The organism is Mangrovibrevibacter kandeliae, from assembly GCF_024519155.1.
Taxonomy (GTDB): domain Bacteria; phylum Pseudomonadota; class Alphaproteobacteria; order Rhizobiales; family Rhizobiaceae; genus Mangrovibrevibacter; species Mangrovibrevibacter kandeliae.
Map to the genome: position 1 here is coordinate 568,432 of NZ_JANIFJ010000002.1, position 14,238 is coordinate 582,669.

The window sequence follows — 14,238 nt, forward strand, 5'->3', positions numbered from 1 at the left end:
GCACTTCCGCCCTTCAGTGGCTGCGGATCTGCGGGATCGACACCGTGCGTCCGCCGGCACCGGACTGCAGCCGACGGCACACCTCGTCCAGCTCGTCCAGCGAGCCGTAGTCGATCCGCAGGGAGCCACCCTCGCCGCTGAAGTCGATCGACACGCTCATCCCGAGCGCCTCGGCCAACAGCTTCTCGAGCGCGACGGTGTCGGCATCCTTGGCCGAGGCGGCCGGGACGCTCGGGCGCTTCCGCCCTGCACGCCCCTGCCGGCTCGCCGAGGGCGAAGGCCCGCTCGCTTCACCGGCGCCGCCGCGCGTGCGAGCGAGGTCCTCGGCCTCGCGCACCGAAAGCCCGCGCGTCATGATCTCGCGAGCAAAGTTCGCCGGATCCTCCGCCGAGACGGCGGTGCGGGCGTGGCCGGCCGACAGCTTGCCCGCCTGCACGAGGTCCTTGACGTCATCCGGCAGCTTCAGAAGCCGCAGTGTGTTGGCGACGTGGCTGCGGCTCTTGCCGAGCACGTCGGCGAGGTCGGACTGGGTGTAGCCGTGCTCGTCGATCAGCATCTCGTAGCCCAGCGCTTCCTCGATGGCGTTGAGGTCGCTGCGCTGAACGTTCTCGATGATGGCGATTTCGAGCGACTGGCGATCCGTCATCTCCCGGACGACCGTGGGAATTGCCGCCAGACCCGCCTGCTTCGCCGCCCGCCAGCGCCGTTCGCCCGCCACGATCTCCCAGCGCTCGGGCTCGCCCGGAGCAGGACGCACCAGGATCGGCTGCACGACGCCATGCGCCTTCACCGAGGCCACGAGCTCCTCCAGTTCGGACGGTTCGAAGCTGCGGCGGGGGTTCCTCGGATTGGCCTGGATCTGCTCGACAGGAATACGGCGTTCGCCGGACTGGGCGCCATTGCGATTGCCGTTGGCCGAGAATCCAGGGATCTGGCCGGAGGGTGCGCCGCCGTCGCCGCCGATCAGCGAGGCGAGCCCGCGTCCGAGCCTCTGCCGCGACCTGTCCTCGCTCATCGCCTTCCCCTCGTTCTTCCGTTCGCCACCGCTGCCTCGACCGCCCGCGTCTCGATCGCTCATGCCGCCGCGGCCGCTCGCTTCTCGCGCTGAATAACCTCTGACGCGAGCCGGATATAAGCCTGCGAGCCCGGGCACTTCATGTCGTAGAGAATAGCCGGCTTACCAAATGATGGCGCCTCCGAAACCCGAACGTTCCGCGGGATGATCGTCTGGTAGACGTGCTCGCCCATGTAGGCCCGCACGTCGCGCACCACCTGGCTCGCCAGATTGTTGCGCCCGTCGAACATGGTCAGCACGATGCCGTGCAGCTCGAGCGCCGGGTTCAGCGTGTCGCGCACCTGTTCCACCGTCTGCAGCAGCTGGCTAAGGCCCTCCAAGGCGAAGAACTCGCATTGCAGCGGCACCAGGATCGAGTCGGCCGCGGCCATGGCGTTGATCGTCAGGAGATTGAGCGACGGCGGGCAATCCACCAGCACGAAATCGAACTGCGCAGCACCGGCGGCGTGGGCGTGAAGCGCCTTGCGCAGCCGGAAAGCACGGTCGCTCGCTCCGGCAATTTCCATTTCGAAGCCGAGGAGGTCGAGGGTCGAGGGCACTACGGAGAGGCTCGGCACCGCGGTCGGCATCGCCGCCTCCGCGACGGAGGCTTCGCCGATGAGGAGATCATAGGACGAGGTGCTGCGGTCGTTGCGATCGATGCCGAGCCCGGTGGAGGCGTTCCCCTGCGGATCGAGATCGACAAGCAGCGCCCGCTTGCCGACCGCGGCCAGTGCGGTGGCCAGATTGATGGCGGTGGTGGTCTTGCCGACGCCGCCCTTCTGGTTGGCGATGGTGATCACTCGCATGGGTCGGGCCGATATCGCGTCCATCACGGGCTCCCTTGGGCCGACCGCCGGTCCGGCAGCCGGTCGAGCGAAGCGGAACTCGCTCCCGTCAGCCGATCTGTTTCACGGGAGCAATGTCGTCGATCTCGAGGATCACAGACCCTTCTTCGACGTCCGATTCGTGCTTTAGCACGCGGAATCGCCAATGGGCAGAAGCATCGGCGATTTCCTGTTCATGACCCCGGCCCTTGGCGAACAGGCACCGCGCGTCCGGGCGAAGGTGTGGAGCGACCATGCGCAGCAGGTCGTTCAGGGAGGCGAGAGCCCGTGCGCTGACGACGTCGGCCCGCGAGATGACCGTGCCGGCCGCCTCGATTCGAACGGGGTGCACGGCACCGGGAATCCGGTTGAGACGCTGCGCAGCCCGCAAAAACGCCGCCTTCTTTGCATTGCTCTCGACCAGGTGGAGTTCGAACTGCGGGTCAGACGCCCGCGCAGTCCCGACGACGATGCCAGGAAACCCGCCGCCGCTGCCAAGATCCACCCAGGTCTCGGCCGAAGGCGCCAGCCGGTGAAACTGCAGCGAATCGGCGATGTGCCGCGTCCAGAGCTCGGGAAGGGTCGAGGGTGCGACGAGGTTCGTCCGCGCCTGCCACTCGTCCAGCAGCGCGACGATGCGATCCAAGCCCTCTGTGGTTTCACGTGAAACAGCGTGTCCGGCGAGGACGGCAGCGCGGTCGCTTGCGCGTCGCTGTCGATCCGCGGGTTCCATCACGTCAGAGGCATTCCTCATGCCGCTCGGACCACCGTTGAACGGGTGAGGGCGAGCAGCACGATGGCGAGCGCGGCCGGTGTCATCCCGTCGATTCGCTCCGCTTCGGCGACGCTCCGCGGCCGGTAGGCCGTCAGCTTCTGCCGCAACTCGTTGGAGAGGCCCTTCAATGCCGCGTAGTCGAAGTCATCCGGGATGGTTCGCGCTTCGTCTCGCCGCAGCCGGGCCTGATCGCGGGACTGCCGCTCCAGATAGACATCATAGGCGGCCTCGATCTCGATCCGCTCGCGAACCGGCGCCTCGATCGCGCTGAACTCCGGCCAGATCGCGGACAGGCGTTTGAGGTCGATCTCCGCTTGGGACAGAAGTTGCCAGGCGGAACGCGGCCGGCCATCCTGGTTGAGCGAGAGGCCGTGTCGCGCGCCGGCCGATGGCGTAAGGGTTCGGTCCTCCAGCAGCCGACGCGCCGCGGACAGCGCCGCTTCGCTCGCCTCGTACACGCCTTGCCGTCGACCGTCGACGAGACCAAGCGACAGGCCAAGCGGGGTCAGCCGCCGGTCGGCATTGTCGGCCCGCAGCGACAGGCGGAACTCGGCGCGCGAGGTGAACATCCGATAGGGCTCGGTCACGCCGCGCCGCGTGAGGTCGTCCAGCATCACCCCGATATAGGCATCCGCCCGGCCGATGGTGACGGGCTCGGCGTCGCCGGCGCGGCGGGCTGCATTGAGTCCGGCGACCAGCCCCTGCGCCGCCGCCTCCTCGTAGCCTGTCGTCCCGTTGATCTGGCCGGCGAGGAACAGGCCCCTCACAGTGCGCACCTCGAGCGTCGGGCGCAGTTCGCGCGGATCGACGTGGTCGTACTCGATGGCATAGCCCGGCTTCAGGATCGTCACGTGCTCGAGGCCCGGGATCGACCGCAAGAACGCCTCCTGCACATCCTCCGGCAGCGAGGTCGAGAGGCCATTCGGGTAGATGGTGTCGTCGTCGAGACCTTCGGGCTCAAGGAAGATCTGGTGCCCGTCGCGATCGCCGAACTTGACGATCTTGTCCTCGATCGACGGGCAGTAGCGCGGGCCAGTTCCCTCGATCTGCCCGGAATAGAGTGCCGAGCGCCCGAGGTTCGTGCGGATGATGCGATGCGTCGCGTCCGTCGTGCGGGTGATGCCGCAGTCGATCTGCCGGTTGGCGATCGAGGTCGTGAGATAGGAGAAGGGCTGCGGGTCATCGTCGGGGCGCTGCCGGTCGAGGCCCTGCCAGTCGATCGATCGCCCGTCGAGCCGCGCCGGCGTGCCGGTCTTCAAACGTCCGAGTTTCAGGCCGAGACGCTGCAACGCCCCGGACAGCCCGAGTGAGGGATTCTCGCCCATGCGGCCGGCCGGGATCTTGCGATCGCCGATATGGATCAGGCCGCGCAGGAAGGTGCCCGTGGTCAGCACGGTTGCGCCGCATCGCAGCAGCCGGCCATTGCCGAGGCGGACCCCAGTGATCCGCCCCTCCGGGTCCAGCGACAGATCCTCCGCGTCGCCTTCGATGACCGAAAGGTTCTGCTGCGCGCCGATCGCAGCTTGCATTGCGGCACGGTAGAGCTTGCGATCGGCCTGCGTCCGCGGCCCGCGCACCGCCGGGCCCTTGCGCCGGTTGAGCAGGCGGAACTGGATCCCGGCCGCGTCGGCCACCTTACCCATCAGCCCGCCCAGTGCATCGACCTCGCGCACGAGATGCCCCTTGCCGATCCCGCCAATCGCCGGATTGCAGGACATCGCGCCGATCGTGTCGAAGCGATGGGTCACCAGTGCCGTCCGCGCACCCGTCCGGGCCGCGGCACTCGCCGCCTCGCAGCCGGCGTGGCCGCCGCCGATGACGACGACATCGTACTGCGTATCGTCGTCGGGCGTTGGAACTGCGGACATGGGACCACCGGGGGCAAAGGTCGTGCGGCGCCGAAGCCGCGTTCTGTTTGTACGAGAGTGGGCCGAGCTATAATATGGGGCGCGCTGTCAGACAACGGAGCCGGTGATGAGCCTTGCCGAGATCAGCCCCTGGTCGGTCGAGACCTTCTTCCGTTGGCAGACGGAACAGGAGGGCCGCTACGAGCTCGTCGGCGGCTATCCGCTGAAGATGATGACCGGTGCCTCCCAGCGTCATGACGTGATTGTCACGAATCTGCTCATCGCGCTTGGTAACCGCTTACGCGGCGGGCGTTGTCGTCCGTTCACCGCCGACGGCAGCGTCGAAACACTGCCCGGCCAGATCCGCCGTCCGGATGTCGGAGTGGACTGTGGACGTCTCGATCCCGACGGCTTCGCCGCCACCGCACCGACGGTCGTCTTCGAGGTGCTCTCGCCATCGACTCGTGACTTCGACCGCCTGCGCAAGGTCGTGGAGTACAAGCGTGTCGAGACGATGCAGCACATCGTGATCATCGAGCCGCGCCAGCCGCTCATGACCATCTGGTCCCGTGGCCCCGCTGGAGACTGGTCACCGCAGAGCATCATGGGGCTCGACGGCGCGCTCGATCTGCCGGCCATCGGAATTGCGATCCCGCTGCGCGAGATCTATGACCGGCTGAGCTTCGAGGAGGCCGGGTAGGCGAGGCGTCCGGTGGATCCTCCTAAGAGCGAGCCACAAGAGCCCCCTACTTCCCGATGCAGAACTCTGAAAAGATGACGCCGAGGAGATCCTCCACGCTCACGACTCCGGTCAGTGCGCCGAGCCGATCTGACGTGCGTCGGAGCACCTCCGCCACGACCTCCGGCGGTTCGCTCGCATCGATCTCCTGAAGAAGAGCGCGTGCCTCCGTGACGAGCTCGCGCTGACGCGCGCGCAGCGGCAGCGCATCCGGACCTCCGGCAGCCTCCGCGGCGATCCGTCCGAGGTGCTCGAGGAGATCTGCCAGGCCCTCCCCGGTGACCGTCGACACCGCATGATCATAATCCGCTTCCGCCACTCCGGCGGCGGCTGCGACATCGATCTTGCTGCGCACCGACAGTCTGATGCTGTCCTTGCGCCCCTCGATATGCTGCATCCAGAACCCCGGCGCTCCGCCTGACTCCCCGTGTGTCGGGCGCGCCGGCGCCACGAGTTCCGGCAGACGCCGGGTGCCGTCCGAGAGCATCAGCACGAGATCGGCTTCCGCCGCGGCCCTGCGGGCCCGCTCGATCCCGATCCGCTCGACCGCATCCTCCGCGTCGCGCAGTCCGGCGGTGTCGGAGAGCCGCACCGGCACACCGCCGAGATCGAGCGTCACCTCCAGCACGTCGCGCGTCGTACCCGGCACGTCGGTGACGATCGCGACCTCGCGTTCGGCCAGCGCGTTGAGGAGGCTCGACTTGCCGGCGTTCGGCGCACCGACGATGGCGACCCGGAAGCCCTCCCGCAGAAGTTCGCCACGGATCGCACGAGCGAGATGCACGTCCATGTCCACCGCGAGCCGCTCGGCCAGCGCGAGGACATCCCGTCCGACCTCTTCCCCGACATCCCCCTCGTCGGCAAAGTCGAAGCTCGCCTCCAGGAGGGCGCGCATCCGGGTCAACCTCGACATCCAGTCCTGGTAGATCGTCCGAAGTCCGCCTTCGGCCTGAGCGTGGGCCGCACGCCGCTGCAGCTCGGTTTCGGCGGCGAGGAGATCGGCAAGGCCCTCGGCTTCCGTGAGATCGATACGGCCGTGCTCGAAAGCGCGGCGGGTGAACTCGCCCGCGACCGCGAGGCGGACCCCGGGCACGGCGCAGGCGGCGGCCAGCGCCGCGGCGACGACTGCGCGGCCGCCATGCAGATGCAGCTCCGCCAGATCCTCGCCGGTGGCCGTGCCCGGCGCGTCGAAGAACAGCACGAGCCCACGATCGATCGGCAGCCCGGCGGCGTCGCGGATCGTCCGCAGGCTGGCACGTCGTGGCGCCGGCACCCCGCCGGCCACGGCCTCCAGCACCGCATGGCTGGCGGGACCGCTGATGCGGATCACGGCGATGCCGGAGGGCAGCGAGCCGGAGGACAGGGCGACGATGGTGTCCGACATGGCGGGATGTTTCACGTGAACGGCCCGAGCGCTGCCCATCAGCCCTCGAAGGCGACGCGTTCCGCCTTAGGCTATAGGGATCGCCGAGGACAAGCCGCGACCAAGAGGAGCCTTGCAATGCGCGACACCGGCAACCAGCTCGACCAGGCGCTGAGCCCCTATCTGCAGCAGCACCGCGACAACCCCGTGCACTGGCGGGAATGGTCGGAGGCCGCGCTCGACGAAGCGAAGGCGACCGGCAAGCCCGTCCTGCTCTCGGTGGGCTATGCGGCCTGCCACTGGTGCCACGTCATGGCGCATGAGAGCTTCGAGGATCCGCAGACCGCGGCGCTGATGAACCGGCTCTTCGTCAACATCAAGGTCGACCGTGAGGAGCGGCCGGACATCGACCACATCTACATGACCGCCCTCCATGCGATGGGCGAGCATGGCGGCTGGCCGATGACGATGTTCCTGACCCCCGAGGGCAAGCCCTTCTGGGGCGGCACCTACTTCCCGAAACAGGCGATGCATGGACGCCCGAGCTTCAGCCAGGTGCTCGAAGCCGTCGCCAAGGCCTGGGAGGACAAGCAGACGAGCCTCAGCGCCAGCGCGGCCGATCTGTCCGCGCGGCTCGACGCCTTCCTCTCCGCCGGCGGCACGGCGCCCGGGGCGGTCCCGCCCGACCTCGTGGCGCGTGCGGCCGAGAAGATCACGGGCATCATCGATCGCGAGCTGGGCGGCATCAAGGGCGCGCCGAAGTTCCCCAACGCCGCCTACATGGAGGTGATCGCCCGCGGCGCCTTCCCCGCCGGCCCTGCGGAGCAGCGCGAAGCCTTCCTCCTCACCCTTCGAAGCCTCTGCAACGGCGGCATCTACGACCATGTCGGCGGCGGCCTGCATCGCTACTCGACAGACGACCGCTGGCTGGTGCCGCATTTCGAAAAGATGCTCTACGACAACGCCCAGTTTCTGCGTCACCTCGTCTGGGGATGGCGGGCGACGGGCGACGCGTTGTTCGAGCGGCGGATCGCCGAGACGATCGGCTGGCTCTCCCGGGAGATGCGTCTGCCGGACGGCGGCTTTGCGGCCTCCCTCGATGCGGACAGCCCGGACGAGAGCGGGCATGCAGAGGAGGGCGCCTACTACGTGTGGCGGTCGCAGGAGATCGACGCGCTGCTCGGGATCGATGCCACGCAGTTCGCGCGCGCCTTCGACGTCTCGCCAGCCGGCAACTGGGAGGGCAGCACGATCCTGCACCGCCTCCACCCGCACGGCGAAGGAGACGGTGCGACCTATGACGAGGAGCGGGCCAAACTTCTGGAGATCCGTGAACGGCGCGCGCCACCGGGGCGGGACGACAAGGTTCTTGCCGACTGGAACGGCCTGCTCATCCGGGCTCTTGCCGAGGTCGCGGTGGCGCTTGAGGACGAGACCGCGCTGCGGCTCGCCAAGGATGCCTTCCGCTTCGTGACCACGGCGATGGTGCAGGACGGCCGGCTGCGACACGCCTGGCGCGACGGAAAGACGGCGGGCAACGCGCTTTCGTCCGACTACGGCGCCATGATCGCGGCCGCCGTCGCGCTGTTTGCGGCGACCGGCGAGCCGGCGCATCTGGAACAGGCGCATCGGCTGGCCGAGGCGCTCGAGCGCTGGCACGGCGACGGGCAGGGGGGCCACTACCTCACCGCATCGGATGCGCGCGACGTGATCCTGCGGCCACGCGGCGACCAGGACGACGCGGTGCCTGGCGGGACGGCGCTGGTTGTCGAGGCCCTGACGATGCTCGCCCAGATCAGCGGCGACCCTGCCGGCACCGAGCGCGCGCGCACGGCGGCCGAAGCGGCGTTCGGCCGGCGACACGATGCCATCGGCGCGTCCCCGGCCCTCACCTGTGCGCTCGACCGCTTCGTTCATGGCAGCGAGCTCGCGATCGTCGGCTATCGCTCCAACCCGGGCATGGGCGAGATGGGGGCAGCGGCCAACGCGCGTCTGGATCTGTCGCGGATCGACCTGCGGCTTCGCGACACCGGCGGCCTGCCGGAGGAGCTGCCGCTCGCTGCGTTCCGCCCGGAGCGCTACCCAGCGGCCCTGTTGTGCCGCGACCAGGCGTGTCGGCCACCGATCTACGAGATCGACGAATTGCGTGCCACGCTGTTGGAATAGCCGGCTTACCTCTACGTGAAGCGCCTGCCCCCGAGGCGCGGGAGCGGCAGCTTTCTGCGAGGCGGAGCGGGCGAAACACAGCGGTCCTCGCGTTCGACGTCGTCAGCCCTTGACGTCGATCACCGCGCCGCCCGTGGCGCGTACGAGGTCCTGCGGCGCGATCGAAAAGACGTGGAACGGCGTGCCCGCTGCGGCCCAGATGGTCGCAAATTCGAGGAGATCGCCGTCGATCCAGGTCGGGATCGCGCCCGGCGCCCCGAATGGCGAGACGCCGCCAATCGCGAGTCCGGTGTGCAACCGCACGAAGTCGGCATCCGGCCGCTCCAAGGCTTCGCCGAGATTCGCCGCGACCGCCGTTTCGTTCACCCGGTTCGCGCCCGACACCAGGAGGAGGTAGGGGCGGCCGCTGTCGCGACCGCGAAACAGAAGCGATTTCACGATCTGCCCGACTTCGGCGCCGACGGCGCCGGCCGCCTCCGCGGCCGAACGTGCCGTCGTCTGCGTCGTCACGATCTTGAGTGCCACGCCCTTGGCCGCGGCATCGGCCAGCACGCGCTGTACCGGTGCGGGATAGTCGGTCATCGTCTGCGTCCTATTCGATGGGATAGGGGCTTCTCATTCCAGCTCAGGCGACAGGCTATCGACGCCGCCCGCGTGCGGCCAGAGCCAGGCCGGCGAGACCGGTTGAAGCGCGGATCAACGGGCGCGCAAGCCTTCGACGACGAGCGTGAGCATCCGGTCGGATCGGCCGGGATCCGTGTCAGCCACCCTCGGCCGCCAGAGGAACGCGAGAAGCAGGAGAACGTCCTCCGCCTCGATTCCGCTCCGGAACTCTTCGGCGCCCTGGCAGGCCGAAACCAGATGGCCCACCGCCTCGACCATCGGACCATAGACTTCCGCGTGGACCGGATCGGCCGCAGCCGAGTGCAGGACGTCCGTCAGGCCATGCTTCACCCGGCCGTACTGCGCCAGCCGGTCGCACCACAGTCGAAAGGCCTGGAGCGGTGGATGGATCGCGGTGAGGCCATGCGCCAGCTGCACGAGCGTGTCGATCTCATGTCGATAGACCCCCAGCACCAGTGCCTCGCGGGTCGGGAAATGCCGGTAAAGCGTGCCCGGCCCGATGCCGGCCGCCTTGGCGATCGAGTTCAGCGACGCATCCGGCGTCGCGGCGAAGGCATCGCGGGCGACGTCGAGGATGCGTGCGCGGTTTGCCTTGGCGTCGGCGCGTTGCCGGGTCGCGTCTTCGGTCACTGGTCCGCCCCTTGACTAAACGGAGAAGTCTCCGTATCGCCTGCCTCGTACCGGAGAGCTCTCCGGTTTATGGCAGGAGACGAGTCCATGCAATATGTGAAACTCGGCCGTACCGGTCTCGACGTCTCGCCGCTCTGCATCGGCGCGATGAGCTACGGCGAGCCGGAGCGCGGACACCCCTACTGGTCGTTGCCCGAAGACGAAAGCCGCGCGATGATCCGCGGCGCCATCGAGCGTGGCATCAACTTCTTCGACACGGCCAACATGTATTCGCAGGGCTCGAGCGAGGAGATCCTGGGCCGTGCGCTGAGGGACTTCGGCCGGCGGGACGACCTCGTCGTCTGCACCAAGGTGCGGCATCCGATGCGACCGGGTCCGAACGGCAGCGGCCTCTCGCGCAAGGCCATCATGGCCGAGATCGACCACTCGCTCCGGCGTCTGGGGATGGACCATGTCGACATCTACATGATCCACCGCATCGACCCGGTGACGCCATGGGAAGAAACTCTGGAGGCGCTGCACGACGTCGTGAAGGCCGGCAAGGCCCGCTATCTCGGCGCCTCGTCGATGAAGGCCTGGGAGTTCGGCAAGGCGCTGCGCCTGCAGAAGGAGAACGGCTGGACGCGCTTCGTCACGCTGCAGAACCACTACAATCTCCTCGCGCGCGAGGAAGACCACGAGATGCATCCGCTCTGTGCCGACTGGGGTGTCGGGACGATGATCTGGAGCCCGCTCGCGCGCGGCCGGCTGACGCGGCCTTGGGACGCGACCACGGATCGGTCCGCGAAGGATCCGTACCAGGCGATGCTTTACGCCGGGACGGAGGAGGCGGACCGCGCCATCGTCGGTGCGCTGGCGGCGGTCGCCGCCGCGCGGGGCGTTTCGATGGCGCAGGTGGCGCTTGCCTGGCTGCGGCGCAACCCCGTCGTGACCGCGCCGATCGTCGGAGCCACCAAGCCGCGCCATCTGGACGAAGCCGTCGCCTCCCTGTCGCTGGACCTGAGCGATGACGAGGTCGCGGCCATCGAGGCGCCGTACACACCGCGCAACGACTTCCAGGGCGTATCGGACCCGAAGGTGATCCGACAGATCTCGGAGCGGGTGGGCATCCGGCCGACCGCCTGACGCCACCACGGCAGGCTGACGGTGTGCCGATCGCGCGCCGCCGATCCATGCAAAACGCAGAAGGGGCGGCCCGATGGACCGCCCCTTCTGGTGTCTCGCAGGCGTCTCGCGTCGCGACCGGCGCCCTCAGGTGTTCATCGAGTCGAAGAAATCGCCGTTGGTCTTGGTCTGCTTCAGCTTGTCGTTCAGGAACTCGATCGCATCGGTGGTGCCCATCGGGGCAAGGATGCGGCGCAGCACGAAGATCTTCTGCAGGTCCTGGCGCTGGATCAGGAGATCCTCCTTGCGGGTGCCGGACTTGAGGATGTCCATCGCCGGGAAGATGCGCTTGTCGGCGACCTTGCGGTCGAGCACGATCTCCGAGTTGCCGGTGCCCTTGAACTCCTCGAAGATCACCTCGTCCATGCGGCTGCCGGTGTCGATGAGCGCGGTCGCGATGATCGTCAGCGAGCCGCCTTCCTCGATATTGCGGGCCGCACCGAAGAAGCGCTTCGGGCGCTGCAGGGCATTGGCGTCGACGCCGCCCGTCAGCACCTTGCCGGAGGACGGCACGACGGTGTTGTAGGCGCGGCCAAGGCGGGTGATCGAATCGAGCAGGATGACGACGTCGCGGCCGTGCTCGACAAGGCGCTTGGCCTTCTCGATCACCATCTCGGCGACCTGGACGTGGCGCACCGCCGGCTCGTCGAAGGTCGACGACACCACCTCGCCGCGCACCGAGCGCTGCATGTCGGTCACCTCTTCCGGCCGCTCGTCGATGAGCAGCACGATCAGGTAGCACTCCGGATGGTTGGCGGTGATCGAGTGGGCGATGTTCTGCAGGAGCACCGTCTTGCCGGTGCGCGGCGGTGCAACGATCAGGCCGCGCTGGCCCTTGCCGAGCGGCGCCACGAGATCGATGACGCGGGCCGAAAGGTCCTTCGAGGTCGGAACCTCGAGCTCCATCTTGAAGCGCTCGTTCGGGTAGAGCGGCGTCAGATTGTCGAAGTGGCTCTTGTGCCGGATCTTCTCGGGATCGTCGAAATTGATGGTGTTGACCTTGAGGAGCGCGAAATAGCGTTCGCCCTCCTTCGGGCTGCGGATCGGCCCCTCCACGGTGTCGCCGGTCTTCAGCGAGAAGCGACGGATCTGCGAGGGCGAGATGTAGATGTCGTCGGGGCCGGGCAGGTAGTTCGCCTCGGGCGAGCGCAGGAAGCCGAAGCCGTCCTGGAGGATCTCGACGACGCCTTCGCCGATGATCTCCACCTCCTGCGCCGCGAGGCGCTTGAGGATGGCGAACAGCAGCTCTTGCTTGCGCAGGACCGAAGCGTTCTCGACCTCGTTCTCCTCGGCAAACGCGATGAGTTCGGGGGCGCTTTTGTTCTTCAGGTCCTGAAGTTTCATTTCTGACATGAGGTCTTTGGCTCCGTCCCGGACGGGACTGACGAATGTGTCACAATGGGGAGATGGTGCGGCCGAGAGCAGAACTGATCGGCGACGCGAGGCGGGGCAGGGTGTTCCGGCCGGCGCCCTTCGGAAGGCGGGATACGAAAGCCGATATAGCGACAAGCAAGGCGAGGTGCAAGACGCTCCCGCATCCGCCGGTGCTGTCCCGCTTGCCCGGCCTGGGCAAACCAGTTCATGCCAGCGGGACGGCTCAACCGCGACTGCCCTGCCGCAGCTCTGCCAGATAGGCCCGCAGCAGCGCGGCCCGCCGCGGACGGAAGCTCTCGCACGCATCCTCCGCCGCCACGATGCGCTCGGCGCGGAACATCCGGAACCCCTCCCGCAGCCGGCACCAGGCGAGCACCATGAGGCTGCGCTCCAGGTAGACGATGGCGAGCGGCAGGATGGTGCGGTCGGTGGCTCGGCCGTCCTTGTCGACATAGCTGATCGCGACGGCGCGCTCGCGCCAGCACCCGGCGCGCAGGATGTCCATGTCGATCGCGGGCGCGTAGCGCGCTTCCGAGCGGTAGACCTGCGACACCGCGTGCAGCACCTCCTGCTCTCGCTCCCCGGTCAGGCTGGCGGTGACCTTCGCAAGCGCGGACTCGGCGGCCCGGGCGAGCACCGGGTCGCCCATATGGCGCACCTCGGCCAGCCCGAGCACCAGCGCCTCGATCTCGATCCGTTCGAAGGTGAGCGGCGGCAGCGCGTAGTCCTCGAGCAGGCGATAGCCGTAGCCGCGCTCGCCCTCGATCCGCGCACCGGCGGCCCGCAGGCTGTCGATGTCGCGGTAGATCGAGCGCAGCGACACGCCGGTCGCCTCCGCCAGCCGGGCGGCCGTCACCGGCTTCGGCAAGACGCGCATCGCCTGGAGCAGGCGGAGAAGTCGATCGCTGCGGGCCATCGCGAACCTGCTGACGGAAACTGGCAGTAGGCCTCGGCTATAGCAGCCTCGTGTCAAACCCGACAGGAGGCAATCATGCTCACGCTTTTCCATTCCCCGCGCAGCCGATCCACCCGCATCGTCGCCCTCATCGCCGAACTCGGTGTCCTCGACGCGGTCGAGATCGAGACCGTGTCGGTGCGCCGCGTCGACGGCTCCGGCGCGGCCGATCCGCGCAATCCCCATCCCGAGGGCAAGGTGCCGTTTCTCCAAGAGGACGGCGTCGCCATCCGGGAATCGAGCGCGATCGTCGAGTACCTCGCCGAACGCTTTCCCGCGGCCGGTCTCGGCGTGCCGCCGGGCGACCCGAGGCGCGGCGCCTATCTCAGCTGGCTCAGCTGGTATGCCGGCGTGATGGAGCCGGTCTTCGTGCTGGAGGCGGCCGGGCTGGACCACCCCGCGACACGCGCGACGTTCCGGGGCCGGCCGGAGATGCTGGCGAGGCTTGCCGACGCGCTGGACGCCGGTCCCTATCTCCTCGGCGAGCGCTACACCGCCGCCGATCTTCTCCTGCAGAGCGCCTTCGGCTGGTTCGGCAAGACCGGAAACGCAGCGATCGATGCCTGGATCGACCGCTGTGCCGAGCGGCCGGGCACCGCGTTCGCAGCGGAGTTCGACCGCAAGCAGATGGCGGCCTGATCGCCTTGGGACGCTCAAAGATCGTCCCTCGTCACCCCGGTCGACGGCGGTCCTCCCGGCCGGCGGGACCATCTTCACACA

Annotated in this window: 12 protein-coding genes and 1 pseudogene; 4 read left to right on the forward strand and 9 right to left on the reverse strand. The window is 68.2% G+C overall.

The features are described from left to right. Positions 1-13: 13 nt before the first annotated feature. The 4 genes from NPA30_RS08910 to mnmG all read right to left on the reverse strand — a co-directional run bounded on the left by NPA30_RS08910 (position 14) and on the right by mnmG (position 4,524). Positions 14-1,015, reverse strand: coding sequence for a ParB/RepB/Spo0J family partition protein (locus NPA30_RS08910; RefSeq protein ID WP_256802273.1), 1,002 nt, complete (start codon positions 1,013-1,015; stop codon positions 14-16). Positions 1,016-1,074: 59 nt separating this feature from the next. Continuing rightward, on the reverse strand, positions 1,075-1,887 hold the full coding sequence (locus NPA30_RS08915; RefSeq protein ID WP_256802274.1) for a ParA family protein: 813 nt from the start codon (positions 1,885-1,887) through the stop codon (positions 1,075-1,077). A gap of 64 nt (positions 1,888-1,951) precedes the next feature. Continuing rightward, positions 1,952-2,614, reverse strand: a complete 663-nt coding sequence (rsmG, locus tag NPA30_RS08920; RefSeq protein WP_372338775.1) for a 16S rRNA (guanine(527)-N(7))-methyltransferase RsmG — start codon at positions 2,612-2,614, stop codon at positions 1,952-1,954. 17 nt (positions 2,615-2,631) lie between these two features. Then, positions 2,632-4,524 (reverse strand): tRNA uridine-5-carboxymethylaminomethyl(34) synthesis enzyme MnmG, encoded by a 1,893-nt coding sequence (gene mnmG / locus NPA30_RS08925; protein ID WP_256802276.1) that lies wholly within the window; start codon positions 4,522-4,524, stop codon positions 2,632-2,634. Between the two features lie 106 nt (positions 4,525-4,630). Between mnmG and NPA30_RS08930 the strand changes: the two genes are divergently transcribed. Continuing rightward, on the forward strand, positions 4,631-5,203 hold the full coding sequence (locus NPA30_RS08930; RefSeq protein ID WP_256802277.1) for a Uma2 family endonuclease: 573 nt from the start codon (positions 4,631-4,633) through the stop codon (positions 5,201-5,203). A gap of 46 nt (positions 5,204-5,249) precedes the next feature. On the opposite strand, the gene mnmE is transcribed toward NPA30_RS08930, so the two are convergent. After that, positions 5,250-6,626, reverse strand: a complete 1,377-nt coding sequence (gene mnmE, locus NPA30_RS08935; protein WP_256802278.1) for a tRNA uridine-5-carboxymethylaminomethyl(34) synthesis GTPase MnmE — start codon at positions 6,624-6,626, stop codon at positions 5,250-5,252. 117 nt (positions 6,627-6,743) lie between these two features. On the opposite strand from mnmE, the gene NPA30_RS08940 reads away from it, so the two are divergent. Further along, the gene (locus NPA30_RS08940) at positions 6,744-8,771 is read left to right on the forward strand and encodes a thioredoxin domain-containing protein (protein ID WP_256802279.1); all 2,028 of its coding nucleotides are present in this window, start codon (positions 6,744-6,746) and stop codon (positions 8,769-8,771) included. 102 nt (positions 8,772-8,873) lie between these two features. Here the strand turns inward: NPA30_RS08940 and NPA30_RS08945 are convergent, their stop codons facing one another. After that, positions 8,874-9,353, reverse strand: a complete 480-nt coding sequence (locus NPA30_RS08945) for a YbaK/EbsC family protein (RefSeq protein ID WP_256802280.1) — start codon at positions 9,351-9,353, stop codon at positions 8,874-8,876. Positions 9,354-9,467: 114 nt separating this feature from the next. Continuing rightward, entirely contained in the window at positions 9,468-10,025 is a 558-nt protein-coding gene (locus NPA30_RS08950) for a TetR/AcrR family transcriptional regulator (protein WP_256802281.1), read from the reverse strand. An 87-nt stretch (positions 10,026-10,112) separates the two neighbouring features. On the opposite strand from NPA30_RS08950, the pseudogene NPA30_RS08955 reads away from it, so the two are divergent. Further along, positions 10,113-11,069 (forward strand): annotated as a pseudogene (locus NPA30_RS08955) (aldo/keto reductase); the annotation flags it as partial. Between the two features lie 207 nt (positions 11,070-11,276). On the opposite strand, the gene rho reads toward NPA30_RS08955, so the two are convergent. Together rho and NPA30_RS08965 are read right to left on the reverse strand one after the other, a co-directional pair. Next, positions 11,277-12,542, reverse strand: a complete 1,266-nt coding sequence (gene rho, locus NPA30_RS08960; protein WP_256802282.1) for a transcription termination factor Rho — start codon at positions 12,540-12,542, stop codon at positions 11,277-11,279. 244 nt (positions 12,543-12,786) lie between these two features. Next, positions 12,787-13,479 (reverse strand): helix-turn-helix transcriptional regulator, encoded by a 693-nt coding sequence (locus NPA30_RS08965; RefSeq protein WP_256802283.1) that lies wholly within the window; start codon positions 13,477-13,479, stop codon positions 12,787-12,789. A gap of 75 nt (positions 13,480-13,554) precedes the next feature. Between NPA30_RS08965 and NPA30_RS08970 the strand changes: the two genes are divergently transcribed. After that, positions 13,555-14,157, forward strand: coding sequence for a glutathione S-transferase family protein (locus NPA30_RS08970; protein WP_256802284.1), 603 nt, complete (start codon positions 13,555-13,557; stop codon positions 14,155-14,157). The last annotated feature ends 81 nt before the right edge of the window (positions 14,158-14,238 follow it).